General features: G+C 69.5%; 23 protein-coding genes. 12 read left to right on the forward strand and 11 right to left on the reverse strand.

The genetic code is table 11. The features are described from left to right. Window positions 1–220: 220 nt before the first annotated feature. Both FOY91_RS07155 and FOY91_RS07160 read right to left on the reverse strand, forming a co-directional pair. Window positions 221–1816, reverse strand: a complete 1596-nt coding sequence (locus FOY91_RS07155) for an isocitrate lyase (RefSeq protein WP_145149557.1) — start codon at window positions 1814–1816, stop codon at window positions 221–223. Between the two features lie 131 nt (window positions 1817–1947). Next, the gene (locus FOY91_RS07160) at window positions 1948–2628 is read right to left on the reverse strand and encodes a S24 family peptidase (RefSeq protein ID WP_145149559.1); all 681 of its coding nucleotides are present in this window, start codon (window positions 2626–2628) and stop codon (window positions 1948–1950) included. 104 nt (window positions 2629–2732) lie between these two features. Here FOY91_RS07160 and FOY91_RS07165 point away from each other — a divergent pair, with 104 nt between their 5' ends. Next, on the forward strand, window positions 2733–2915 hold the full coding sequence (locus tag FOY91_RS07165) for a hypothetical protein (RefSeq protein WP_145149561.1): 183 nt from the start codon (window positions 2733–2735) through the stop codon (window positions 2913–2915). Then, window positions 2912–3211 carry a hypothetical protein gene (locus tag FOY91_RS07170; RefSeq protein WP_145149563.1) on the forward strand — a complete coding sequence of 100 codons (300 nt, stop codon included), beginning with the start codon at window positions 2912–2914 and terminating at the stop codon, window positions 3209–3211. The genes FOY91_RS07165 and FOY91_RS07170 overlap by 4 nt, the downstream gene beginning before the upstream one ends. Before the next feature lie 6 nt (window positions 3212–3217). Here the strand turns inward: FOY91_RS07170 and FOY91_RS07175 are convergent, their stop codons facing one another. Continuing rightward, a complete protein-coding gene (locus FOY91_RS07175; protein WP_145149565.1) occupies window positions 3218–4030 on the reverse strand; it encodes a hypothetical protein in 813 nt (270 codons plus the stop codon). A gap of 5 nt (window positions 4031–4035) precedes the next feature. After that, a complete protein-coding gene (locus FOY91_RS07180; protein ID WP_145149567.1) occupies window positions 4036–5247 on the reverse strand; it encodes a TIGR04063 family PEP-CTERM/XrtA system glycosyltransferase in 1212 nt (403 codons plus the stop codon). A 127-nt stretch (window positions 5248–5374) separates the two neighbouring features. Here FOY91_RS07180 and FOY91_RS21970 point away from each other — a divergent pair, with 127 nt between their 5' ends. Together FOY91_RS21970 and FOY91_RS07185 are read left to right on the forward strand one after the other, a co-directional pair. Further along, entirely contained in the window at window positions 5375–5512 is a 138-nt protein-coding gene (locus FOY91_RS21970; protein WP_203234516.1) for a hypothetical protein, read from the forward strand. Beyond that, the gene (locus FOY91_RS07185; RefSeq protein ID WP_145149569.1) at window positions 5505–6869 is read left to right on the forward strand and encodes a putative O-glycosylation ligase, exosortase A system-associated; all 1365 of its coding nucleotides are present in this window, start codon (window positions 5505–5507) and stop codon (window positions 6867–6869) included. Before FOY91_RS21970 ends, FOY91_RS07185 begins: the two co-directional genes overlap by 8 nt. Window positions 6870–6891: 22 nt before the next feature. Here the strand turns inward: FOY91_RS07185 and FOY91_RS07190 are convergent, their stop codons facing one another. Next, complete coding sequence (locus FOY91_RS07190; protein ID WP_145149571.1) at window positions 6892–8121, reverse strand: MFS transporter; 1230 nt, start codon at window positions 8119–8121, stop codon at window positions 6892–6894. A 160-nt stretch (window positions 8122–8281) separates the two neighbouring features. Here FOY91_RS07190 and FOY91_RS07195 point away from each other — a divergent pair, with 160 nt between their 5' ends. After that, window positions 8282–8776 carry a hypothetical protein gene (locus tag FOY91_RS07195; protein WP_145149573.1) on the forward strand — a complete coding sequence of 165 codons (495 nt, stop codon included), beginning with the start codon at window positions 8282–8284 and terminating at the stop codon, window positions 8774–8776. Between the two features lie 9 nt (window positions 8777–8785). Here FOY91_RS07195 and FOY91_RS07200 read toward each other — a convergent pair whose 3' ends face one another. Then, window positions 8786–9910 (reverse strand): ATP-grasp fold amidoligase family protein, encoded by a 1125-nt coding sequence (locus tag FOY91_RS07200; RefSeq protein ID WP_145149575.1) that lies wholly within the window; start codon window positions 9908–9910, stop codon window positions 8786–8788. A gap of 319 nt (window positions 9911–10229) precedes the next feature. Here FOY91_RS07200 and FOY91_RS07205 point away from each other — a divergent pair, with 319 nt between their 5' ends. Further along, window positions 10230–11495 carry a glycosyltransferase gene (locus tag FOY91_RS07205; protein WP_238995292.1) on the forward strand — a complete coding sequence of 422 codons (1266 nt, stop codon included), beginning with the start codon at window positions 10230–10232 and terminating at the stop codon, window positions 11493–11495. On the opposite strand, the gene FOY91_RS07210 is transcribed toward FOY91_RS07205, so the two are convergent. The 3 genes from FOY91_RS07210 to FOY91_RS07220 are packed head-to-tail and all read right to left on the reverse strand — an operon-like array spanning window position 11467 to window position 13641. Continuing rightward, window positions 11467–12198, reverse strand: a complete 732-nt coding sequence (locus tag FOY91_RS07210; protein WP_145149577.1) for a fatty acid desaturase — start codon at window positions 12196–12198, stop codon at window positions 11467–11469. The genes FOY91_RS07205 and FOY91_RS07210 overlap by 29 nt on opposite strands. After that, complete coding sequence (locus FOY91_RS07215; RefSeq protein ID WP_145149579.1) at window positions 12195–12662, reverse strand: sterol desaturase family protein; 468 nt, start codon at window positions 12660–12662, stop codon at window positions 12195–12197. Before FOY91_RS07215 ends, FOY91_RS07210 begins: the two co-directional genes overlap by 4 nt. A 40-nt stretch (window positions 12663–12702) precedes the next feature. Then, window positions 12703–13641, reverse strand: a complete 939-nt coding sequence (locus FOY91_RS07220) for a phosphatase PAP2 family protein (protein WP_162527169.1) — start codon at window positions 13639–13641, stop codon at window positions 12703–12705. Window positions 13642–14009: 368 nt separating this feature from the next. On the opposite strand from FOY91_RS07220, the gene FOY91_RS07225 reads away from it, so the two are divergent. The 5 genes from FOY91_RS07225 to FOY91_RS07245 are packed head-to-tail and all read left to right on the forward strand — an operon-like array spanning window position 14010 to window position 19549. Continuing rightward, window positions 14010–14984: a cytochrome c oxidase subunit II gene (locus tag FOY91_RS07225; RefSeq protein ID WP_145149583.1), complete on the forward strand. Its 975-nt coding sequence runs from the start codon at window positions 14010–14012 to the stop codon at window positions 14982–14984. Then, complete coding sequence (gene ctaD / locus FOY91_RS07230) at window positions 14981–17536, forward strand: cytochrome c oxidase subunit I (protein WP_145149585.1); 2556 nt, start codon at window positions 14981–14983, stop codon at window positions 17534–17536. The genes FOY91_RS07225 and ctaD overlap by 4 nt, the downstream gene beginning before the upstream one ends. Then, the gene (locus FOY91_RS07235; RefSeq protein ID WP_145149587.1) at window positions 17533–17913 is read left to right on the forward strand and encodes a hypothetical protein; all 381 of its coding nucleotides are present in this window, start codon (window positions 17533–17535) and stop codon (window positions 17911–17913) included. The genes ctaD and FOY91_RS07235 overlap by 4 nt, the downstream gene beginning before the upstream one ends. Continuing rightward, window positions 17910–18500, forward strand: coding sequence for a cytochrome c oxidase assembly protein (locus tag FOY91_RS07240; RefSeq protein WP_145149589.1), 591 nt, complete (start codon window positions 17910–17912; stop codon window positions 18498–18500). Before FOY91_RS07235 ends, FOY91_RS07240 begins: the two co-directional genes overlap by 4 nt. Further along, window positions 18497–19549: a c-type cytochrome gene (locus tag FOY91_RS07245; RefSeq protein ID WP_145149591.1), complete on the forward strand. Its 1053-nt coding sequence runs from the start codon at window positions 18497–18499 to the stop codon at window positions 19547–19549. Before FOY91_RS07240 ends, FOY91_RS07245 begins: the two co-directional genes overlap by 4 nt. Window positions 19550–19826: 277 nt before the next feature. Here FOY91_RS07245 and FOY91_RS07250 read toward each other — a convergent pair whose 3' ends face one another. Further along, window positions 19827–21065, reverse strand: coding sequence for a NupC/NupG family nucleoside CNT transporter (locus FOY91_RS07250; RefSeq protein ID WP_145149593.1), 1239 nt, complete (start codon window positions 21063–21065; stop codon window positions 19827–19829). Between the two features lie 149 nt (window positions 21066–21214). Between FOY91_RS07250 and FOY91_RS07255 the strand changes: the two genes are divergently transcribed. After that, window positions 21215–21871, forward strand: a complete 657-nt coding sequence (locus tag FOY91_RS07255) for a queuosine precursor transporter (protein ID WP_145149595.1) — start codon at window positions 21215–21217, stop codon at window positions 21869–21871. A 27-nt stretch (window positions 21872–21898) separates the two neighbouring features. Here the strand turns inward: FOY91_RS07255 and FOY91_RS07260 are convergent, their stop codons facing one another. Continuing rightward, window positions 21899–25285: a TonB-dependent receptor gene (locus FOY91_RS07260; RefSeq protein ID WP_145149596.1), complete on the reverse strand. Its 3387-nt coding sequence runs from the start codon at window positions 25283–25285 to the stop codon at window positions 21899–21901. Window positions 25286–25292: the final 7 nt, after the last annotated feature.

Here is a 25292-nt window from a genome sequence, read left to right on the forward strand (position 1 = left end):
CCGCAGGATGCAGAACCGCCCGCCCCCGCCCTGCTGGCGGAACTGCGCATGATCCGCGACTCACTCGCCGAGGCCCTGAGCGCCGACGCGCGATAGCCCCGGCCATGTGCCGGGTGTCGACCGGACCGCCACCGCCTCGACGAACGATCGATCACCAGCAGGTATACGGTAAACCCGGGGGATCGCTCCCCCGGGCCGGCACCCCTCCCGGTGATGCGCCTTATGCGGCGAACTGGTTCATCGTGTTGTGCGCCCCGCCGGCCTTCAGCGCCGCCTCCCCGGCAAAATATTCCTTGTGGTCGTCGCCGATATCCGAGCCGGACATGTTCTGGTGCTTCACGCAGGCGATCCCCTCGCGAATCTCCTTGCGCTGCACGCCCTTGACGTAGCCGAGCATCCCCGCGTCGCCGAAATAGTCCTTCGCCAGATTGTCGGTGCTGAGCGCGGCCGTGTGGTAGGTCGGCAGCGTGATGAGGTGGTGGAAGATCCCTGCCCGCTTCGCCGCATCGCGCTGGAAAGTACGGATCCGCTCGTCGGCCTCGTCGCCAAGCTCGGTGGCGTCGTAATCGACGCTCATCAGCCGGGCGCGATCGTAGCCGGACATATCCTTGCCGGCGGCCTCCCACGCATCGAACACCTGCTGGCGGAAGTTCAGCGTCCAGTTGAAGCTGGGCGAGTTGTTGTAGACCAGCTTGGCGTTGGGCACGACCGCGCGGATACGATCGACCATGCCGGCGATCTGCTCGATATGCGGTTTCTCGGTCTCGATCCACAGCAGGTCGGCACCGTTCTGCAGCGAGGCGATGCAGTCCATCACGCAGCGATCCTCGCCGGTGCCCTTGCGGAACTCGAACAGGTTGCTCGGCAGGCGCCTGGGCCGCAGCAGCTTGCCGTCGCGGTTCAGGATGACGTCGCCGTTGCGGGCGGTCGCGGGATCGATCTCCTCGCAGTCGAGGAAGCTGTTGTACTGGTCACCGAGATCGCCCGGTTCCTTGCTGACGGCGATCTGCTTGGTGAGGCCGGCGCCCAGCGAATCGGTGCGGGTGACGATGATGCCGTCCTCCACGCCCAGTTCGAGAAAGGCGTAGCGGCAGGCGCGGACCTTGGCGAGAAAGTCCTCGTGCGGCACGGTGACCTTGCCGTCCTGATGGCCGCACTGCTTCTCGTCCGACACCTGATTCTCGATCTGGAGCGCGCAGGCGCCCGCCTCGATCATCTTCTTGGCGAGCAGGTAGGTCGCTTCCGCATTGCCGAAGCCGGCATCGATATCGGCGATGATCGGCACGACGTGCGTCTCGTAGTTGTCGATCGCGTGGGTCAGCCGCTGCGCCTCGATCTCGTTGCCGCCGTCGCGGGCATGGTCGAGATCGCGGAACATCATGCCCAGCTCGCGCGAGTCGGCCTGACGCAGGAAGGTGTAGAGTTCCTCGATCAGCGCCGGCACGCTCGTCTTCTCATGCATCGACTGGTCGGGCAGCGGACCGAAGCCGGAGCGCAGCGCGGCGATCATCCAGCCCGAGAGGTAGAGGTAACGGCGCTTGGTGGAGCCGAAATGCTTCTTGATCGCGATCATCTTCTGCTGGCCGATGAAGCCGTGCCAGCATCCCAGCGACTGGGTGTAGTTCGCCGGATCGGTATCGTAGGCGTCCATGTCCTGCCGCATGATCCTCGCGGTATAGCGGGCGATGTCGAGGCCGGTCCTGAAGCGGTTCTGCAACCGCATCCGCGCGACCGCCTCGGGGCTGATCCCGTCCCATGTGCCGTTGTAGTTGCGGACGAGTTGCTCGGTGGTGTTGATGTGATCCTGATAGCTCATCGGATGGCTCCCTGCTGTCGCGCCACAGGTAGCGTCATCCGGCAGTAACCCGGCGCCGCATTGTCAATTTTCAGCGTCTTGAGGTGCGGTAGAACAGGTGAGCGTTCGTAAACTTGTAATGTTATTTACAGTCAGGCGATCCGTCGCCCCGCCCAGACCGCGCGGCCGATGACCTCGATCTCACCCGGGTGGCGATCCGCCCAAGCCGGATAGGCGGGATTGTCGCTGACGATGGTGATCGAGCGGGCCGACGGATCGATCGCCAACCGTTTCACCATCAGCGTGTCGTCCACCCGCAGCACGTAGATGCCGTCCCGCAGCCGGTCCGCCGCATCGTCGCGATCGACGAGGATCTCGTCGCCGTCGGCCAGCGTCGGCACCATCGAATCCCCCGAGACCCGGATCATCGACAGACCGGCCGGGCTGCCGCCGGTGATCTCGCGCAGCCAGCCGGGGTGGAAGCCGAGCCGTGCCACCGGCCGTTCGTCGCCATCGGCGGCACCATGACCGGCAGAGGCGCGAATATCGAGACGGGGCACCAGCACCAGATCGGCGGCGCGGCCGCGCGCCGCCCCGGCATCGACCGTCTCGGTTACCGGCCGACGCGGGCCGCCGAGTTTTTCCTCCGGGATGGACAAGTATCGCGACAGCCGCTGGCGATCCTCCTCCGCCAGCCGACGCGGTACGCCGCGCTTGATGAACTGCTGAATATACGCGGCATTGCGTCCGATCAGTCGCGACAGAGAGGAATAATCCTCACCGCGCTGGTGGATCGCCGCGTCGAGAACAGCCCTCGGATCGTCGTTCGGCATAATTCTAGCCCATTCCGGATAGGAGAGTTCCTAGACAAGTAGGACTTCGCATAGATGATAGGACGAACAATAACGGAACATTCCCTCCTAAAAAAGGAACAAAGATGCAACTCCTTCCTGTCATCGAGAAGTATCTGCGCGCCAGCAACACGGCCCCGACCCGTTTCGGACGAGACGCGGTGCGCGATCCCCGCTTCGTGCTCGACCTGCGCAACGGCCGCGAGCCGCGCCGGCGCACCGAGGCGCGCGTGCTGGGCTACATCGACCGCCAGACGCGGGGGGCATGATGCAGGACGCACAGACGCTGCTGCTGCGCGCGATGCGCACGACGGGCGATCCGATGCCGGGGCTGCGCGCCGCGCACAGCGAAGCCTGGGCGAGCGCCACCTTCGCCGGGGCGCGTCACCGCTTCGAACTGGAGCCGGCATCGCCCGGACACGCCGATGCGTTCGCCGTGCGGTTGACGCGGGCCGACTATCGACTGCCGGGCCACCTCGTCGCCGACATCGTGGTGGCGGCACGAACGGAGACGACGCAGGGCATCGCGCTGACGATCGAGGCGCTCACCGTCGAGGACGGCTGACGCGCGTCAGGGTCCGCCGGCGCTCTTCCCGCGAATCTCGTCGAGCGCGTCACGCAGGTCACCGCGGAACGGCGGGATCTCGCGTTTGAGCGGGGTGACGTTGGTCTCCCTCTCCCCCTGCGCCACCGCCTTGCGGGCAAGACCGGCCTCAAGCCGGGCCATCACCCGGGTAAGCGACGGCGGCGGCTCGACCAGCGTCGCCGCGGCGGGCGCGACCGAGACGGTGGGATAGGCGAAGGCGGCGGCGGGCGGATCGGGGACGGACGTCTTTTCGGCATGCCCCGGATCGATCGCGGGGGGCGGCGAGATCGATGGCGAGGCGGCCGGAGACGACGCGGGGTTTTCGGATACGGATGGCTGTGCAGGCAGGCCGCGCGGATCGTCCGCCGGCAACGGATCGATCAGGTCCAGCGGGGGGCCGAGATCGCTTGCGGCGAAGATCGGCCGGCGTGCCGGTGCGTCGGGATGCGCATCGGTCCGGCGCAGCACGGGCGCGGCGGCGACGGGCGGCGCAGCAGCCGGGGCCAGGGCGACCGGGGCGGGCCGTACCCTGCCCGCGCGGCCGAGCCGATGGAACCCGGCCCACGTCGCCGCGGCCAGCATCAGCGCGATCACCAGTGCGAGGACGACGGGCGACTCGGCGACGGCCGGCGGCAGGCCGACCGAGACGACGACCGCGGCGAGCACGTCCAGCGGCATCGCGATCAGGAAGAAAGCGGTGGCGAACCCCAGCAAAACCGCCGAAACCGGGCCGAGCCACGGATCGAGCCGGCGCAGCGTGGCCGGGCCGGGCCATGTCCTTCTTGCGGTCGAATCCATGCCTCTCACCCCCGGCCTGCCAGCTTTAGGTATAATGGCGCATAACGCGAAACATTTGACGACCAGTTACGATCGCGCTCCACGAACGACCGCGCCACGTCGCGCCGATGCGGCCAGCCGGCGCGATCGGCGAACATCGCGGCGAGGGCCGCTGCCAGCGCGGGCGGATCGTCGGGCGGGAACAGCGTGCCCGTCACGCCGTCCTCGATCAGCTCGCGATGCCCGCCCACGTCGGAGGCGGCGACGAGGCGGCGCTGCGCCATCGCCTCAAGCGGTTTCAGCGGTGTGACCAGTTCGGTCAGCCGCATCGCCTTGCGCGGATAGGCGAGGATATCGACGAGGCTGTAATAGCGTTCCACCTGATCGTGCGGCACGCGCCCGGCAAAGGTGATGCGGTCGGCGGCCGGCGAGGCGGCGGCCTGCGCCTTCAGCGCCGCCTCCATCGGCCCGCCGCCCACCAGCAGCAGGTGGGCGGCCGGGCGGGCGGCGAGCAGCGCGGGCATCGCCGCGATCAGATCGTCCAGCCCCTCGTAGTCGTAATAGGAGCCGATGAAGCCGACCACCTCGCGCGCGTCGGCGCCGGTGGGCAGCCCCAGTTCGGCCGCCAGCGCGGTATCGGGCGGGGGCGGATCACCGAACATGTGGAGATCGACGCCGTTGGGCGACACCATGATCTTGTCCGCCGCGATGCCGCGCTTCACCAGATCGCCGCGCAGCCCCTCGCAGATCACCGCCACCGCATCCGCCGAGCGGGCGGCGTGGGTTTCCAGCGCGCGGGTCACGCGGTAGCGCGCCGATCCCTCGCGGTCGGTGCCGTTGCCGACGGCGGCATCCTCCCAGAAGGCGCGAATCTCGTACACCAGCGGCAGTTTGTGGCGGCGGGCCACGCGCAGCGCGGCCAGCGCGTTCAGCACCGGCGAATGGACGTGGAGCTGGTCCGGCCGCCATTCGGCGATCACCTCGTCCAGCCGGCGGCCGAGCGCGGCGATCTCCCGCCATTCGCGCAACGGCGAGCGGACCGGCGCCACGGCGGCGGTGCGGAAGAAGCGCAGGCCGTCCGCCTCCGCCGGCGAGTCGCCGAACAGCGACTGGCGCGGCCCGGTGAGGCCGGCCACCTCCCACCCCATGCCGATCTGCGCCTTCAGGATCGCACGCGTGCGGAAGGTGTAGCCGCTATGGACCGGCAGGCTGTGGTCGAGCACGTGAAGGATGCGCATGATCGCTTTTCTCGCACGGGAGGCTTAACGCCGCGTCAATCCGATGTGGCTAGGCCTCTTGTCTGGCTACCATAGCCTTTTGCCGCGCCCGCGGCGAGATGTAGCGCGCCGAGGGACGCAAGACCGTGTGATCGACCTGTTTTCCCTGGCGCTGTCGCACGGCCTGATGATGCTAGCGGCGTGGCGGCTGCTGCGCCGGCGTGATCTGGACGTCGAGACGGGCATCGGGGAGCATCAGGCGGCGGAGGACGCGCCGGGTGCGTGACCTCGCCTTCGTCGCGTTCCTCGCCACGCTGCTGGCGTTCGGCTTCAAACGGCCGTTCCTGTTCGTGCTGGCCTATGTCTATGTCGACATCGTCTCGCCGCAGCGGCTGTCCTATTACCTGCTCAACGCGGTGCCCATCTCGCTGATCTGCGTGGGGCTGGCGGTGGGCGGCTGGTTGCTGGCCGACGACAAGCGCGGCACCCGCCTGGCGCTGCGCCAGTGCCTGATGATCCTGCTGCTCGGCTGGGCCTTCTACACCACGCTCAACGCCGACTTTCCGATCGAGGCGCTCGATAAATGGGGGTGGGTGTGGAAGGCGCTGGCCTTCGCCATCTTCCTCCCCTTCACGCTGCGCACCCGCGCCCGGATCGAGGGGCTGTTGCTGTTCATGGTGCTGTCGGTCTCCTCGATCGTGGTGGTCGGCGGGGTCAAGACGCTGGCATCGGGCGGCGGCTACGGCGCGCTGAACCTGATGGTGGCCAACAACAGCGGCCTGTACGAGGGGAGCATCATCTCCACCTTCGCGGTGGCGGTGATCCCGCTGATCCTGTTCCTCGCCAAATACGGCACCGTCTTCCCGGCGGACTGGCGGGTGCGCGGCTATGCCGCCGCGCTGATCTTCGCCTGCCTGCTGATCCCGGTCGGCACCGAGGCCCGCACCGGCCTCGTCTGCATCGCCGTGCTGGCGGTGCTGATGCTGCGCGCGACGAAGCGGCGCTTCCTCTACGTCACGCTGATGGCCGTCGCCGGGGTGGCGGCGGTGCAGCTGCTGCCCGACAGCTACGGCAAGCGGATGGAGACGATCCAGGGCTATCAGGGCGACAGTTCCGCCTCCACCCGGCTGGCGGTGTGGAAATGGACGTGGGGGTACGTCAAGGATCATCCGGCCGGCGGCGGCTTCAACGCCTACATGCAGAACCGGCTGACGATCGACCTGAAATCGACGACGGGCGACGCCAACAGCCAGACGACGACCAATTTCAAGGACTACGACGCCGGCCGCGCCTACCACAGCAGCTATTTCGAGATGCTGGGCGAGCAGGGCTTTCCGGGCTTCATCATGTGGATATCGCTGCACCTGCTCGGGCTGATCCGCATGGAGGCGGTGCGGCGGCGCTGGCGCAGGGCGACGGACGGCGACGAATGGATCGCGCCGCTGGCGACCGCGCTCCAGCACGCGCACCTGATCTACATGGTCGGCTCGCTGTTCGTCGGCATCGCCTTCCAGACGTTCATCCTGATGATGGTCGGTTGCGAGATCGGCTTCGACGGCTATCTGCGGCGGCGCGCGGCACGGACGGGGCAGCAGGCGCATGGCTTTTCCGGAAAGGCGCCGGCGACGACCCAACAGACATAGCGATATCCCGCCGCCGCCTCGATCATGCAGCGGCCGGGGTGCCCCGCGCGGTGCGCCACGCCACCGCCCAGATCGCCAGTCCGCCCAGCGCCAGCATCGCGCCGATCGGCCCGGTCGAGGTCCAGCCGAGGCCGGCGGCGATCGCCACCCCGCCCAGCCACGCCCCCAGCGCGTTGGCCATGTTGAACGCGCTATGGTTCAGCGAGGCGGCCAGCGCCTGCGCGTCGGCGGCGATGTCCATCAGCCGGGTCTGCAACGCCGGCCCCATCGACAGCGCGGCGAACCCGACGAAGAACATGTTGATCGTCACCGCCACCACGTTGTGCGCCGTCACCGCGACAAGGCCGAGCGTGACGACGTTGAGCAGCAGCGTGATCCAGATCGCGCGCATCACCCCGCGATCGGCGAGCCAGCCGCCAAACAGGCTGCCCGCGACCATGCCCATGCCGATCACCGACAGCACGAGCGGGACATGCGCCTCGCCCATGCCCGTCACCACCGTCAGCATCGGCGTGATGTAGCTGTACACCGCGAACACGCCGCCGAAACCGATCGCGGCGATGCCGAGCGTGAGCCATACCTGCCCCCGCTTCAACGCGCCGAGTTCGGTCAGCGGGCTGGCGTTGTCGGGCGCGGGCATCGGGTTGAGCGCGAGGCGGCAGAGCAGTGCGGTCGCCAGCCCGATCGCGGCGACGACGACGAACGCCGCGCGCCAGCCGGCCACCTGCCCCACCCATGTCGCGAACGGCACGCCGACAATGTTGGCCGAACTCAGCCCCAGCATCATCCGCGCCACCGCCTGCGCGCGCCTGTCTGGCGGCACCAGCGAGGCGGCCACCAGCGAGGCGATGCCGAAATAGGCGCCGTGCGGCAGCCCGGCGAGGAAGCGCGCGGCCACGATCAGGCCGTAGCTGGCGGCGACCGCGCACAGCAGGTTGGCCATCGCGAAGAAGGCCATCAGCCCCATCAGCATCGCCCGCCGCCCCGTCCGCGCGAACACCGCCGCCAGCAGCGGCGCGCCGATCACCACGCCCAGTGCGTAGGCGCTTATCATGTGCCCGGCGACGGGTACGGAGACATGCACGTCGCGCGCAACGTTGGGCAGCAGCCCCATCGAGGCGAACTCCCCGGTGCCCAGCGCGAAGCCGCCGAGCGCCAGCCCCAGCTCGGCCAGGCCCGCACCGTGCGGCGGGGCATCGCTGCGGGACGGGGCGGGCGCATCGCCCGTGGTGGCATCGGTGATGGTCGGCATTCGGTCGTATCCCCGGTTGGCGGGGCATCCTCTTCGGCCCGGTGCCGTTGCATCCGGTCCGCGCATGTGGTCGCACCGCCGTGCGCTTGCAACGCAAACGTGGCGATCGGCATGACGGCGCCCGCTTCCCGCCCAGCCCGCGCGGTGGCATGGCAGCCGCGTGACCCAGCGCATTCCCCGGATCGCCCGCGATCATGCGCCGCCGGGCACCACCATCGTCCGCGTCGAGCGGATGTCGCCGGCGTTCGTCAAATATCATCTCGACGACGGCCGCGCGCTGCACCGCTTCACCCGGCCCGAGCCGTTCGCCCACCCCCACGATCACCCGTGGCCGTTCGAGACGGAGATCATCGCCGGCGGCTATGTCGAGGAGGTCTTCTCGATCCGGCCGGACGGCGGCTGGCACAGTGCGCTGGTGGAGCGCGCGCCCGGCACCGTCCACCGGATCGCGGCCACCCACATCCACCGGATCGTGGCACTGCCGATCGAGGAATGCTGGACGGTGGTGCGGGCCGGTGCGCACGAACGCACGACGCGGTTCTGGCGGTTCGGCGAGATCGTCCAGCGGCGGGCGTGGAATGCGCGCCGGTGGTCGGTCCACCGCCCGCCCGCCCTGCCGCGCGGGCGCCAGTTGCGGCTCGACGACGGCTGGTAGGCGTGCGGCCTATGCCCGCCTGATCGCGTCCATCACGATCCGGCTGAACACGCGGTGGGTTTCGCTCACCCGATGGCAGCCTTCGGATGAGGGGGCGATGCCGAGCGAGGCGGCCGGCGTGAAGGTCAGCTCGCCGAAATACACCCCGTCCGCGCCGTCATACAGGTCGACGCGGACGTAATCGAACGATTCGGCCAGCGCCCGTGCCGCCGCGATCATGGCGGCGAGCCGCGCGGGGGCGGGCAGGCGATGCCCCTCCGGCCGGTCGAGGCCATCGCCCGCGTGCATCGGCACGAAATCCGGCACGCGGAACAGCCGGCTCCATGCCGCGCCGAAACGGTCATGGTCGATCTGGCAGACCAGCGGTTCGCCGCGCACGCAGTGGAACTTGCAGTCGTCGGGCGGGCGGCCCGCCGGGGCGGGGATCAGCGCCTCGACGATCACTTTCCCCGGCAACCCGCGATACTGCATCTCGCGCATCACGACGGCATAGTCGACGGATGCCAGATCGTGGAGGTCGCGCAGGTCCGCCGGCGAGGCGACATCGCGCATGAAGGTGGCCGCGCCGCTGGCGTTCGCCGGCTTGGCGATCGCGTTCGTCCCGGCAAACGGCAGGAGCCGGGCATACAGATCCTCGACCGAGCGGACATCGTCCATCGCCACGACCGCCAGCGTTTCCGGCACGCGCAGCCACGGCGCCCGCCGCAATGCCTGCGCCTTGGCGGTTTCCTTGTCCACGAAGGCGCGCTGGAGCGGCGACCAGCACGGGTCGATCATGCGGGCGAAGACGAGATCGTTGACAGTCGCCGCCGGATCGGCCGGCGGCAGCGGCCAGCGCCCGAACTTCTCGCGGAAACGCACGCCGGCGACGAGGTGGTTGAACGCACGCGTCATCGGCGCGGCCCTGCGGAAGGCATCCCACCCGGGGCTGGAGAGACGGCTGTCCGCAACGCGCAACCCCGGCCCGCCCACGCCCCGCCGCCCCGGCAGCAGGGCGTCCGGAGATGGAAACGGCATGGTGCCCGGCGACACCGCCTGCACCTGCTCCGCATCGGACCGCTTCATCCCGTCCCCCGTTTCCACCGCCCGCGCCGGTGGCGGCGCTCGCGGGGCAAGGCGGGTTTCATAAGGCATGGCGGCGGCAACTCCATCGCGCCATTTCCGCCCCGGAGCCGCCGTCCGGATTCGATCCCTGCCTGGAAGGTTGCGGCGGCGCGCATTGCGAGGCGACACGTCGGCCGGGACAGCCTGTACTCCCCTCGCCTGCCGCCAAGGTTGCGAGCAATATGAACGTGATGACACCGGCCATGCTACTTCCGCCACGATCGCACGTTCGTGCTGCCACACCTGTCATTCCCGGAGGAACCCGCCTGCACGACGCTGCTCCCCTAGCTCCCGCCCCCGGCATCTCGCCCGTCCTGTCGGGCGGTGCGCGGCCGGCAAGGATCGGCGCGTGCCCGCACTCCCGGACCGCGTGACCACTGCCGCCCGCCATATCGCCATCATCACCGCGCCGCTGCCCGGCCACCTCAATCCGTTGCAGGTGCTGGGGGCCGAACTGGTGGCGCTGGGGTGGCGGGTCACGGTCGTGCACCTGGCCGATGCCGCCCGTTTCGTGAGCGACCCGGCGATCGGCCATGCGCCGCTGCCCGAGCGGGCCGGGTCTGCCGGATTGCTCGACGACTATCTGGCCAAGCTGGCGCATGCGACCGGGCCGATCGGCCTGCCGCGCATGATCCGCGCGACGGCCGCCATGACGCAGGCGCTGCTGCACGGCGCGCCCGACGTGCTGCGGCGGATCGGCGCCGATGCGATGATCGCCGACGCGGTGGAACCGGCCGGCCCGCTGATCGCCCGCCATCTGGGCATTCCGCATGTCGCGGCGGTGACGGGCCTGCCGCTGATGCGGGAGGCGTCCATTCCCCCGCCGTTCCTCGGCTGGCGCTATCGCCCGGGTGCATGGGGGCGGTTCCGCAATCGCGGCGGCTATGCGGTATCGGATGCACTGATGCGCCCGATCACGCGCGTGCTGGATGCCGCTCGGGCCGACTGGGGGCTGGACCGGAACGGGGGCAGCGCGCGCCTGCACGTCGCACAATGCCCGCGCGGGCTGGATTACCCGCGCGCCGCATTGCCGCCGGGCTTCCTCTACGGATCGCCGTGGCGGCATGCGCCGGGCCCGGACGTGGACCTGCCTGACGATGGCCGGCCGCTGGTCTTCTGCTCGCTCGGCACGTTGCAGGGTTCGCGCCCCGCCCTGTTCGCGACGATGGCGGCGGCGTGCGCGGCGATCGGCGCGCGGGCGGTGATCGCGCATGGCGGCGGCCTGGACCCCGCCGGGGAAGCCATGCTGCCCGGCGACCCGCTGGTGCGCGCGTTCTGGCCGCAGGAGGCGGTGATGCGTCGCTGCGCCGCCGCCGTGCTGCATTGCGGGTTCAACTCGGTGCTGGATGCACTGGCGGCCGGGCTGCCGATCGTGGCGCTGCCGATCGCCTTCGAGCAGCCGGCGACCGCCGCGCGGCTTGCCCGGATCGGGGCAGCGCGCGTGCTTTCCCCTCACGGCCTGACCGTCCGCGCGCTGGCCGAGGCGCTGGGCGATGTCGTCGAGATCCCCGCCTGCCGTGCCGCCGCGCAGGGAATCGCCCGGGAGATCGCCGCCGGGGGCGGTGCCCGCCGCGCCGCGATCACGATCAACGCCGCGCTGGCGAATGCCCCCTGACGCCCGGCAACCGCCACCACGGCGTGGCGGGGCTGAGGTGATGCTCGTGATGATAGGCGCCGAAATGGAAGCACGTCACCAGCGACGCCAGCGGTGACAGCGGGGTGCTGCGCGCGTTGTGGCTATCGGCGAACGGCATGGCACCGTGGCGATGCGGCAGATAGGTGCCGAACAGGAAGAGTTGCGCCAGGGCCAGCAGCGCCGGCACCGCCCAGAAGGCGACGATGTTCACCATCGAGGCCCCCGCCAGCCCGTAGACGATCGCCGCCGCCGTGATCCGCAGGATCTGCCCGTGCGTGTAATAGTTGCGGAAGAAGCTGACGAACCACGGCAGCACCCGGCGCGGTGCTGCGGCATGGAAATCGGGGTCGTCCGGCGTGCCCGGCGCGGCATGGTGCGCGTGATGCTTCGGGAACAGCGCCGCATAGGACAGCGCCGCATAGGCGGCCAGGCACAGCGTACCCACCGTTGCGTTCAGCCGGGGCCGGCCGGGGGCGAGCGAGCCGTGCATGCAATCGTGCGCGATGATGAACAGGCCGGTGCTGAGCCACGACTGGATCAGGATCAGCGCGATGGCGATCGGGGTCGTCGCCACGCTCCACCGCCACAGGAAGATGCCGCCGATATGCACCGCCAGCCATGCGACGATGATCGCCGCCGCGAGGGCGAGGCCGTAGCGCGTATCGCGGCGGGCGTCCGTCATCGCATCGCGCGATCGGCCAGCCGGCGTTTCAGCCGCGCGGGGTCGGGCGCGAGGAGGAAGCCGAAGCTGACGCCGCCCTCCTTGCCCTTCACCGCATGGTGCAGCCGGTGCGCCTGCAGCAACCGCTTTGAATAGCCCCGGCGCGGCACCCAGCGCATGCCGAACCGCTGATGCACCATCATGTCGTGGACGAAGGCGTAGATCGCGCCGTAGAGCGTGATGCCCAGCGCCATCCACCACAGAAATTCCCACCGCGTGCCGGCGACGAACAGCGCGACCACGATCAGCGCGAAGGTGACGGCGTAGAGGTCGTTCTTCTCGAACGCGCCGTCGTGCGGCTCGTGATGCGAGCGGTGCCAGCCCCAGCCCCAGCCGTGCATCACATATTTGTGTGTCGCCCAGGCGAAGCATTCCATGAAGAGGACCATGCCTCCCACCAGGGCCACCTTCTCAAACCAGGCCATTCACCAACCCCGAATCCGTGTTCGATCGCGCATCGCGCCCCTAGCATGATTCCCCATATGGGGCAGCCCGCCGGCAAAGCGAGCGGAGATGGTGCGGCAGCGCGACCAGCGCGGGCGCCATGCGGATCGCGATCGCGGCCAGCACGAGGCCGGCGATCACGTCGACGGCATAATGCCCGCCGAACACCGGCGTCGCCAGGATCGTCAGCCCCGCCCACACCGGCGCGGCGACCCGCAGCCACGGAACGTCGCGCACCCCCCAGGCGAGGATCACCGGCAGCGTCGCGTGATAGCTGGGGAAGCTGACGATCCCCATCAGCCGGCCGAGGTCCAGCACGCGCGCCGATCCGTCGCGCAGGCCGGCGATCAGATCCCGCTCCAGCCACGCGATCGACGGCCAGAGGCGGTGGTAGCCGGCCGGATCGAACAGGTTGCCCATCGCCGGCATCGCCCCGGAGATCAGGATCGTCACGATGCCGCTGGCGATCGCCGCCGCCACCGCAAGACGCAGCCGGCCCAGCCGGCCCGTCGCGGCGAGCAGCACGATGCACCCCACCATCTGCGCGACGAGGCTGTTATAGGCGATGCCGCCCAGCCATACGAGCGCGGGCGCATCGTCGAGCGCGCGGTGGATCGCGGCCCAGTCCAGCCCCAGCCGGGCGTCGGCCGCCGCCAGCGCCCCATCCCACAGCGGCCCCGTCCGCGCCGCCAGCACATAGGCGAGGACGACGCCGATGATCGTGAACAGCGTCATCTGGAGGAAGGCGGCCGCCCCCGCCGCCAGCCGGGGCCGGTTCCGCCGCTTTCCCGTCACGAGGCCGGCGGCGAGGATCAGCAGGCCTAGCGCGGGGGCGATGGCGTGCGGCAGGCTGACGGTAAAGCCCATGCCATGCCCGGCGACGAGGCAGAGGCCCGCCATGATCGCCACCAGCGCCCAGGAAGCCTCGTCGGTGGTGTCGGCGGCAGGCGCGATGTTCATGCCATGCCGAACGCAGACAGGCGCCTCGAGGTTCGTCGCATGGTGAGCCGGGCGGATCGGGTATGCGACACGGGCGCACGCGGCCTGCCGGGACCGGGGCATTGGCTCGACGGGCACCGCCGGAGCTGGATGATATGAGGTCACCACTCGACCGCTCGTCCCGGGGAGCCATCGAGCCTGTCGAAATGGCGTGGGGCCCCCGCTCGGCGCCGCCTGCGGCGTCGCTCGGCCCCTCCTCAGGATGATCGGGAAAGTCTTATCCGACTTCGAAGCCTCGGGATGGCGGCGGGAATCCGGACGGCCTGCCTGTTACAAACTGTTGCGCGCGGCTGGACCGATCGGGCCGCGCATTGCTAGATACGGCACCAATGTCCCGCCCCCTTTTCCGGAGCGCCGCTCCGGCGCTGTTCGCCTGTCTGGCCGGGTGCAACATGCATCAGTCCACGCTTGCCCCGTTCGGGCGCGATGCGGCCGATATCCGGGGGATGACGCTGTTGCTGGTCGGCGGCGCGGTGGTGATCTTCCTCGGCGTGGCTGCCCTCGTCGTCGCGGCGATGCGTGCGCCTGCCGGCAGGCTGACGCATGACGGCGGGATGCGGCTGGTGCTGTGGGCGGGCGGCATCGTGCCCACCGTGGTGCTGGGCGCGCTGCTGGTGTGGACGCTGCCCGCGATGCGCCCCGCGCCCGCCACCCCGGCCGACCTGCGCGTGGCGCTGGTCGGCGAGCAGTTCTGGTGGCGCGTCGCCTATCGCCCGCCGAACCGTCCGCCGGTCGTTTCCGCCAACGAGCTGCGCCTGCCGGTCGGGCGTACCGTGGTGCTGGAGCTGGGCGCGGGCGACGTGATCCATAGCTTCTGGGTGCCGGGGCTGGCCGGCAAGATGGACATGATCCCCGGCCGCACCAACCGCCTCGTCGTGCGCGCGGACAAGGCCGGGCGCTATCGCGGCGTGTGCGCGGAGTTCTGCGGGCTGTCCCACGCGCTGATGGCGTTCGACGTGGTCGCGATGCCGCCCGCCGCCTTCGATGCATGGCTCGCCGCCGAGGCCCGCCCCGCCGCGCCCGTTGCCAGCGCCCCCGGCGCGGCGCTGTTCACTGCCAACGGCTGCGGCGGGTGCCATGCCGTGCGCGGCACCGCCGGCACAGGGTCGATCGGCCCCGACCTCACCCACTTCGGCGCGCGCGCCACGCTGGCCGCCGGCATCCTGCCGATGACGACGGCCAATGTCGCCCGCTTCGTCCGCGATGCCGGATCGGTGAAGCCCGGTGCGCGGATGCCGGCGTTCCGTCACCTCTCCCCCGGCGATACGCAGGCGATCGCGCGCTATCTCGAAAGCCTGAAATGACCGCGCCTCCCCTTGATGACGTGGCGCTGGACCACACGGCGCAGAACGACCCGGCGGTGCGCACCGCGCAGGAGGACCGGCTGCGCGCCGTGTGGAAGCCGCCCGCCGGCCTGTTCCTGCGGTGGAGCGACGTGAACAACAACCGGGTGGGCATCTGGTATACGCTCACCGCCTTCGTCTTCATGCTGTTCGCCGGCGTGCTCGCGCTGGTGATGCGCGCGCAGCTGGCGGTGCCGGACAACGATCTCGTCAGCGCGAACACGTTCAACCAGTTGTTCACGCTGCACGGTTCGATGATGATGTTCCTGTTCGCGGTGCCGATGTTCGAGGCGGTCTCGATCATCCTGCTGCCGCAGCTGCTGGGCGCGCGTGATCTGCCGTTCCCCCGCCTCTCCGCCTTCGGCTACTGGAGCTTCCTGATCGGCGGCGTGTTCGTCGGCGGATCGATCTTTTTCAACGTGGCGCCCGATGGCGGCTGGTTCATGTATCCGCCGCTCACCACCCGCACCGACCTTTCGGGGCTGGGCGCGGACATCTGGATGCTCGGCCTCAGCTTCATCGAGGTGTCGTCGGTGGCGGCGGCGGTGGAGCTGATCGTCGGCGTGCTGAAATGCCGCCCGCCGGGGATGCGGCTGAACCTGATGCCGCTCTATGCGTGGTACATCCTCGTCGTGGCGGTGATGATCCTGTTCGCCTTCCCGCCGCTGATCGCGGGCGACGTGCTGTTCGAGATGGAACGGCTGCTGGACTGGCCGTTCTTCGATGCGGCACGCGGCGGCGATCCGCTGCTGTGGCAGCACCTGTTCTGGATCTTCGGCCACCCCGAAGTGTACATCATCTTCCTGCCCTCGATCGCGCTGTTCGCGATGCTGATCCCCACCTTCTCGCAGCGCCACCTGCTCGGCTATCCGTGGATCGTGCTGGCGGCGGTGGGCACCGCCTTCCTGTCGTTCGGGCTGTGGGTGCACCACATGTTCGCCACCGGGCTGCCCAAGATCAGCCTCGCCTTCTTCTCCGCCGCGTCGGAGGCGGTGGCGATTCCCACCGGCGTGCAGATCTTCTGCTTCATCGCGACCCTGTGGGCAGGCCGGGTGATCTGGTCCACGCCGCTGCTCTACGCCACCGGCAGCCTCGCCATCTTCGTGATCGGCGGGCTGACGGGCGTGATGGTGGCGGTGGCCCCGTTCGACTGGCAGGCGCACGATACCTATTTCATCGTGGCGCACCTGCATTACGTGCTGCTGGGCGGCACGCTGCTGCCGCTGTTCGGCGGGTTGTATTACTACTGGCCGCTGGTGACGGGGAAAAAGCTGTCCGACCGCCTCGGCCGCATCGCCTTCTGGGTGATGTTCGCCGGCGCCAACCTCGCCTTCTTCCCGATGCACTTTTCCGGGCTGATGGGCATGCCGCGCCGCGTGTTCACCTATCCGGCCGAACTGGGGCTGGGCGGGCTGAACATGGCTTCCACGATCGGCGCCTTCCTGTTCGCCGCCGGCGTGGCGCTGGTGTGCGTGGACCTGTGCCTGTCGCCCACCCGCAAGAAGGGCAAGCGCAACCCGTGGAACGCCGGCACGCTGGAATGGCTGGCGCACCCGGAGGACGAGGACTGGGGCATCCGCTCCGTTCCGCTGATCGAAAGCCGCTATCCGATCTGGGACCAGCCGGGCTTCGTGGAGAAGGTGGACGAGGGCCGTTTCTTCCTGCCCGATGCGGAAGAGGGGCGGCGCGAGACGATCGTGACCACCGTGCTCGATGCGCGGCCGTTGCAGGTGGTCCGCCTCGGCACGCCCAGCTTCAAGCCGATGTTCACCGCCATCGCGCTGGGCGGGGTGTTCATCCTGACCACCTACCACCTCTACTGGGCGGCGCTGGGCTGCGGCGTCACCACGCTGGCCATGATCCTGTGGTGGCTGTGGACGGGCACCGCTGAAATACCGGAAAAAGCAGGCAAGTCGATCGGCCACGGCCTGACCATCCCGCTGTATATCTCCGGGCCGTCCTCCTCGGGCTGGTGGGCGATGTTCATCACGATGATGGCGGATGCGACGGCCTTCTCCGGCCTCGTCTTCGGTTACTATTTTTTCTGGACGATCCACCCCGAGTTCCCGCCCGCCGGGCCGGGGATGGACGGGCCGGGCGCATTCTGGCCGATGGCGGCACTGGCGCTGGTGCTGGCCGGCTGGGCCGCCACGCTTGTTGCGCGGATCATCCATGCGCGCGGGCAGGTGAGCGCGGCGCGCGGGCTGCTGGCGTTCGGCATCCTCGCCAGCCTCGCCAGCCTTGCCGCCGGCCTCGCCGGGCCGTGGCTGACGGACCTTCGCCCCACGCTCCACGTTTACCCCGCCATCGTGTGGACGCTCGCCATCTGGACCACCGCGCACAGCGGCATCGGCGCGATCATGCAGGCCTATGCGCTGGCCCGCAGCCTGGCGGGCAGGATGCCGCCCGCCTATGATGCCGATCTGCACAACATCACCGTGTACCAGCACTTCCTCGCGCTCACCGCCATCGTCGCCTACGCCACGATCGGCCTGTTTCCGGCGGCGGCATGAAGCGCGGGATCGGCCACCGCGTCCGCGAACTGAAGGTCACGCTGTGGACGCTGATCGTGCCGCCCACGCTGTGGGCCGCGCATTTCCTGTTCTCCTACCTGTGGGCCGCGATCTCGTGCGAGAAGGTGGGGTATTTCGCGCGCTTTCCCATCACCTTCGCGGTCGGCACAGGGCTGGCACTGGTGCTGATCGTCGCCTCCGGCCTGATCGCCTGGGCGCAGACGCGCACCCCCGGCACGCCCGCTCCGCACGATGGCGGCACCGATATCGATCGCCTGCGCTTCATCGCCTACAGCACGATGCTGCTGGCGGGGCTGAGCTTCGTCGCGGTCGTGTTCACTGCCATTCCGGTGATGCTGATCGGCGATTGCCGGTGAGGCGCCTAGGCCTGGCCGGCGGCATCGCGCTGCTGCCCGTGGGGTGGATCGCGGCGGCCGGCGGCTTCGGCATGGTGGGGCACATGGCCGGGCACATGATCGCCGTGGCCGTCGCCGCGCCGCTGCTGGCGATCGGGTTGCGCGGCACCGCCGGTGATCCGGCACGGCGCTGGCCCGCGATCGTCACGCCGCTGGCGATGTCGGTGGTGGAACTCGTGGTCGTATGGGGGTGGCACCTGCCCGCGCTGCGCCGCCTCGCCGATGCCGCCCCGGCGCTGCTGGCGCTGGAACAGGTGATGTTCGCCACCGCCGGCCTGCTGCTGTGGTCGGCGGTGCTGGCGGCGGGGCAGCGCATGGCGGGCGTCGGCGCGCTGCTGCTCACCTCCATGCACATGACGCTGCTCGGCGCGCTGATCGGCCTTGCCCCCCGGCCGCTGTACGCGATGCACGGCGCGCACGCACTCGGCCCGCTGGAGGATCAGCAACTCGGCGGGGTGGTGATGCTGATGGTGGGCGCGGCGAACTATTTCATCGGTGGCCTGGCGATCCTCGCCGGGCTGCTCTCGATGCGGCGGGAGGCGGCGTGACGATCCGGATCACCTGGGGCCGCGCCGTGGCCGCGTTCGTCACGCTGGCGCTGGCGGGGCTGCTGTTCGCCTGGAGCGGCATCTTCAACATCGCCGCCTCCTCGGGCCACTGGCCGGTGACGGACTGGTTCCTGCACTGGGCGATGCGGAACTCGGTGCGCACCCACGCCGCCTTCTCGGTGCCCAAGGACGCCGCCGACCCCACCGGCATGGTGAGCGCGGCCGGGCATTTCGACGCCTCCTGCGCGATCTGCCACGGCGCGCCGGGCCGCCGCCCCTCGCCGGTGATGCAGGCCGCCACGCCGCCCGCCCCCGATCTGGCGGTGAACGCGCGTGAATGGAGCGACCGCCAGATCTTCTGGATCCTGCGCCACGGCGTGAAATACACCGGCATGCCCGCGTGGCCCGCGCTGGACCGCACCGACGAGATCGGCCGGATGACCGCCTTCGTCCGCGCGCTGCCCACCATGACGCAGGCCCGCTACGAGACGCTGGTGGGCCGCGCGACGATGACGGCGGCGCGGGCCGATCCGATCGCCGCCTGCGTGGGCTGCCACGGTGCCGACGGGCGGGGGCGCGGCCAGCGCGACATCCCCGTGATCGCCGGGCAGAACGCCGCCTACCTGCACGCCACGCTGCGCGCCTATGCCACCGGCAGGCGGGCGAGCGGCGTGATGGCGCAGGCCGCCGCCCCGCTGGACGACGCGACGATGCGCCGACTCGCCGACCGGTTCGCGGCGATGCCCGCGTCTGGGCCGTCGCGGCCCGCCACCCCCGATGCGGCGGCGGTGCGCATCATCGCCGACGGGCTGCCGGATAGGCAGTTGCCTGCCTGTGCGAGCTGCCATGCCCCCGGCCGCTCCCCGCTGTATCCCAAGCTCGCCGGGCAGCGCGCCGGCTACATCGCCGCGCGCCTGCGCGGCTGGCAGGCGGAGGAGGGCACACCCGATGCGCGCCTGCCGCAGGATGCGATGCCGGCGATCGCGCGCCGCATTCCGGAAGACATGATCGATCCCCTCGCCCGCACGCTGGCGGCCGGGATGCGCTGATCCGGTTGCGCCGACCCTGGTGGGGAGATGCCGCCCGGCCATGTACAAGGCGCGGCCCCGGCACACTCACCCGCGCCATAGGTAGCAGCGTCGACCGACCGTGGATCGACGAAGAGGGCGTGGTCCTCGCGCCGTTGGCGGCCAGCCACCGCCTCGGCACGTGCGCGTAGGGGATCGTTGCGCCCACTCTCGCTGCCGGCACGCCCGCGGCGCGATCCCGTCCGGTCCGCCCTCGCCATCCTGCACGCATCGCACCGGTACGCGGAGCCGCCCGGCCTCAGCCGCCGATCACCATGCCGGCGAGGCAGGCACTGAGCAGGTTGGAGAGCGCGCCCGCCGCGACCGCCTTCAGCCCCAGCCGGGCCAGCACCGGGCGCTGGTTGGGCGCGAGGCTGCCCGTCACCGCCATCTGGATCGCGATCGAGCACAGGTTGGCGAAGCCGCACAGCGCGAAGGTGACGATCGCCACCGTGCGCGCCGACAGCGTGGGGGCGACCTGCCCGAGGTGGATGAAGGCGACGAACTCGTTGAGCACGATCTTCTCGCCGAACAGCCCGCCGGCGGCCAGCGCCTCGTTCCACGGCACCGACAGCGCGTACATCACCGGCGCGAACACATAGCCGAGCAGCATCTGGAAACTGAGATCGGGCAGGCCGACGTACACGCCCACGCCGTCGAGCAGCCCGTTGGCCAGCGCCACCAGCGCCACGAAGGCGAGCACCATCGCCCCCACCGCCACCGCCAGCCGCACGCCGAGCTGCGCCCCCATCGAGGCGGCCATGATGACGTTGGCGGCACGCTCCCCACCGATGTCGTCCGCCTCGGCCGGTTCCTCGCTCGCCGGGACGAGCGGATCGGCGGGATCGTCCGGCATCATGATCTTCGCCATCAGGATGCCACCCGGCGCGGCCATGAAGCTGGCGGCGATCAGGTAATCGATGCTGATCCCCATCTGCGCATAGGCCGCCAGCAGCGTGCCGGCGACGCCCGCCATCCCCGAGCTCATCACGGTGAACAGCTGCGCGGGGGTGAGCCGCGCCAGATAGGGGCGGATGACGAGCGGCGATTCGCTCTGCCCGACGAAGATGTTGGCCGCCGCGCACAGCGCCTCGATGCGGCTGATGCCCAGCGCCCATTCCAGCGCGCCGCCGATCCAGCGGATCACCCGCTGCATGATGCCCAGATGGTAGAGGATCGAGACGAGCGCCGCGAAGAACACGATCACCGGCAGCGCCTGGATCGCGAAGCTGGCACCCACCGGCGGCGACGCCAGCCCGCCGAACACGAAGCGGGTGCCGGCGTTGGCGTAGCCGAGCAGGTTCGTCACGCCGCGCGACATGCCGGTCAGCGCCGCCCTGCCGATCGGCACGTAGAGCACGAGAATCGCGATGGCGACCTGCAGCGCGAAGGCGGGCGCGACGATGCGCCAGCGGATGTGCCGCCGGTTGGACGACAGCGCGACCGCGATCAGCAGGATAAGGAAAATGCCGGGCAATCCGGCGACGATATTGCCCATCGGCGACCTGTGGCTTTCTTCCGAAGGGCCGGGAAACGCGGACCGGCCGCCGCCCCCGCTGCGATTGATCGACCTTGCCCGGCATGGCGGCTAAGACACGCGGACGCAATGCCTTTCGCCCCAGCGGGCGGCCAGCCAAGGGAGCCCTGATGAGCCGGACCATCATCGTATCGCCTGCCCAGATGCTGCTCGTCACGCTGTACGGCGGGCTGGTGTGCATGGCGGGCATCCTCGGCACCAAGATTCTCGCGGTGGGGCCGCTGGCGGTGGAGGGCGGGATCCTGGCCTTCCTGTTCCTCGTCGGCCTCTCCAGTGCGGCGGCCGAGTTGTACGGGCGACGTTTCGCCAGCCGGCTGGTGCTGATCGGGTTCGTGCCGCTGGTCGTCGCCGCGTTGCTGATCCGGCTCGTCATCGCCTTGCCCCCGGCGCCGTTCTGGGCGGCGCAGCAACCGGCGTTCGCCGCGCTGCTCGGCCAGTCGGCGCGGATGATGATCGCGGGGATGATCGCCTATGGCGTCTCGCAACTGCTCAACGTCGCCATCTTCTCGCGGCTGAAGCGGCGCGAGGGGCGGCGGCTGCTGTGGCTGCGCGCGGCGGTGGCCGGCATGGTGTCGCAGGTGGCCGATACGATGATCTTCATCGCCGTCGCCTTCTACGGCGTGCAGCCGCTGCTGCCGCTGCTGGTCGGGCAGGTGATCGCCAAGGTGACGCTGTCCGCCGTGCTGGTGCCGCCGTTCATCTACGCCGTCGTGGCGCTGGCCCGGCGGATCGACGGCACCGAACCGGGCGACGGCGCGGCGCGGTAGCCCCGGAGGCCACCGCGCCGCGTAGGCTCAGAAGGTGAACCGCGCGCCGACGCGGATCGAGTAGAGCGACTGGCGCGACGAGATCACCTGCTGCGTCGCCGGCACCGCGCTCGGCGAGATATAGCGATACTGCGCGCAAGCCTGTCCGGTGTTGGTGGCGGTCTGCCCCGTCCCCGGTGCGGTACCGGTGGCGACCGGCGTGGTCAGGCACGATACGCGGACCGCCGGGACGGTATAGGGGAAGCTGTACTCGCGGATCTGCCCCCAGTCCTTGTCGATCAGGTTGGTGAAGTTCTCGATATCGGCGAACAGGGTGATGCGGCTGCGGCCCACTCCGGTCGGGATCTCCTGCGACAGATGCAGATCGAGCTTGGTGAACCACTTCGAGTTGAACGCGTTGCGCTTGGCGATGCCGCCGCGATATTTGTCCAGCCCGGTGGTGTTGATGAGCGTGTCGAGCGTCTCGGCGGTCGCGGCGCTGTCGTAGGAGACGCGCGGATCGTTGAGGCCGGTCGGCACGTAGAGCAGGTAACGCTGACCGGTGCCGGTGTTGCCGAACACCGCACCGCGACCGGCCGAGGTGTCATGCATGGTGTAGCTGTACGGCTTGCCGATCCGGGTTTCGCCGAACAGGCCGATGTTGGTCTTGTAGTCGCCGAAGAAGGCGTGATCGAAGGTGGCGCCATATTTGAAGAAGTGCCGCACCTCGTCGTTCGACACGCCATAGGCGGCGCCGGTGGGCGCGTCGAAAGCGCCGTTGCCGTAATTTGATCCGGCGGTGGAGGATGTGGCCGGCGCCTGGTCCTTCACGTCCTGATAGGTGTAGCTGGCAAAGACGCTGCCGAACCCGCGCACCGTCTTCTCCATGCGTGCCACGGCGATGTAGGTGCGGCCCTTCTTGGTGTTGGTGAGCAGGATGTCCTGAAAGGTATCGCTGAAGTTGGGCAGGCCGCTGGCAAGGTTCGTCGCCGGGATCAGCCGGGTGCGGCCATCGGGCGTGGTCGCCACCAGCGGATTGGTCGATGGGCTGGGGATCGAGCGGATATCGGTGAAATACACCTGATTGCGGACCTTGGACCACAACAGGTCGCCGCCGAACGTCCACCCGCCGCCGAGGAAATTGTCGAACTCGGGCGTCCAGTCCACCGAGGCGGTGGCGCGCCACTGCGAGGGCAGCTTGAACTTCGGGTCCAGCTCGTTGGTCGGCGCGGTCGCGTTGCGATCGGTCGGCACGGTGGCAGACGATTGCAGCAACGCGTTGGCCGCCGACGGGATGGTGGCGCCGTTGACCGCGTTCAGGATCGCCGCCCCCTGCGCGGCATTGGCGCCGGTGAAGCTGCCGTCCGCGTTGCGCCGCACGTCGATCGAGTTCGTGAGGAAGCCCGTGTTCGAGAAGCTGTTCGACACGTACACATCCGGCGAACCACCCGAGAAGATGCCCACGCCGCCGCGCAGCGAGATATCGCGCACCGGCTTGATCTCCACCCCGATACGCGGCTGGAACACGCCCCGACCGGAAATGTAGGCGGTGTTGCTGAACCCGCTCCGCAGCGCGAACGCCTGATTGACCGCCGGGCGGCTGTCCCCGCCGTACAGGTCGTAGCGGGCGCCGTAAGCCAGCGTCAGGAAGTCGCCGACCCGCCACGTATCCTGAATACCGAACGTATAGGACTGGTAGCGGAACGCGGCCGCGCCGTTCGCCGGATCGAGGGAGGGCACCGCGTTCTGGTAGCGCAGGCGATTGGCGACGCCGTTCTGGAGGGCGTCGATCGAGTCGAAATAATAGTCGCCGGCGGTGCGCGAGACGAACAGGTTGAAGATCTTGGTGTCCTGATATTCGGCGAAGATCCGCAGGTCATGGTCGTCCCGCGTCAGCCGCGCTTGCACCAGCCCGCCATAGCTCTTGCTGGTCAGTTCGTTGGACTGGCGCGATATATCGGGGCCGATCGAGACGGTGCCGTTGCCTGCCGCGCAGTTGAGCGGATCGGCATCGGATTGCGCCGCGGTGCAGACCTGGAACTGGGCGAAACCGCGCCCCAGCACCGGATCCTGCCCGCGCTTGTAATCCTTGTAGAAGCCGCGCACCTCGGTCGAAAATTCATCCGACCAGTCGCTGTTCAGCTGCGCCACGCCGGTATGAAGCCGGTTGGACGCGACATAGCCGTTCGATTCGAGGCCGAGGCCCGGCGCGTTGGCGGTGCCGCTCGCCGGGCCGACGTTGGTGTTGTTGCCGAACTGGATCGAGTCCTTGGTGTAGATGTAGGTGACCGAAGCACGCTGCGTTTCAGATAGGTTGGCGTCGATCTTGGCGACGAGGCGATCGTCGCTGTCGTTCGAGTTGTTGAGCACGCCGCCCGCGTTGTAGTTGTAGCGGCTCTGCGCGATCGAGGTGATCTGCGAGACGGCGGCATCGGTGATGTTGGGGATGACCGTGCCGGCATTGTTGCCGGGCGTGCCCTCCACGATCGGGGTGCCGGCGCGGATGCGCTCGCCCGCGATCATGAAGAACAGCCTGTCCTTGATGATCGGGCCGCTCAGTTCCGCCCCGTAATTCTCGTATTTGAAGTTCGGCAGCGTCACGCGGCCGGTCGGCACGCCGGGGCCGGGCTTCGTCTTCTTGCCGGTCAGCTCGTCGGCGGAATAGGCGTAGAAGCCGGTGCCGTGGAATTCGTTGGTGCCCGATTTGAGGATCGCGTTGATCGCACCGCCCTGAAAATTGCCCTCGCGCACGTCATAGGGGGCCACCTTGGTCTGGAACTGGCCGATCGCATCGAACGGCACCGGCGAGCGGCGGGTCGGCAGGCCATCCGGGTTCAGGCCGAAATTGTCGGTCACGGGCACGCCGTCCACCGAGAAGCGATTGAAGCGCGCGTTCTGCCCGGCGAACGAAACCGCCCGGCCGCTGCCCTCCGAATAATCGAGGCGGGCGAACGGATCGCGCCGCATCAGATCGCGCACGTCGCGGTTGACCGAGGCGACGCCGGCGATCTGCTCGGCGGTCAGCACGTTGGCCGGCCCCTGGCTCACCGTGCGCGCGCCGGCGATGCGGCTGGCGGTGACGACGATCTCCTCCCCGCCGGCCGCTTCCGCGTTCAGTTCCACCGGTAGTTCGAACGCCTGCGCCACCACGGTATTGACGTCGGTGATGGTGGTGCCCTGATAACCGGCCGCCGCGACCGCGACGGAGAACGGCCCGCCCACGCGCAGGCCGGCGGCGCTGAAGCTGCCCGAGGCGTCCGTCGTCGTCGTCGTGCGCGTGCCCGATGGCTGGTGGACGATCGTCCCCTGCGCGCCGTTGATCGGCTGGCCGCCCGCCTGCACGGTGCCCCGGATCGACGAGGTGGTTTCCTGCGCGAACGCGGGCGCGGCGATGACGAGCGCGACGCACGCGCTCGCAAGCAATGAATGACGCATCTGTTTG

The organism is Alterirhizorhabdus solaris (genome assembly GCF_007785815.1).
Lineage (GTDB): Bacteria > Pseudomonadota > Alphaproteobacteria > Sphingomonadales > Sphingomonadaceae > Alterirhizorhabdus > Alterirhizorhabdus solaris.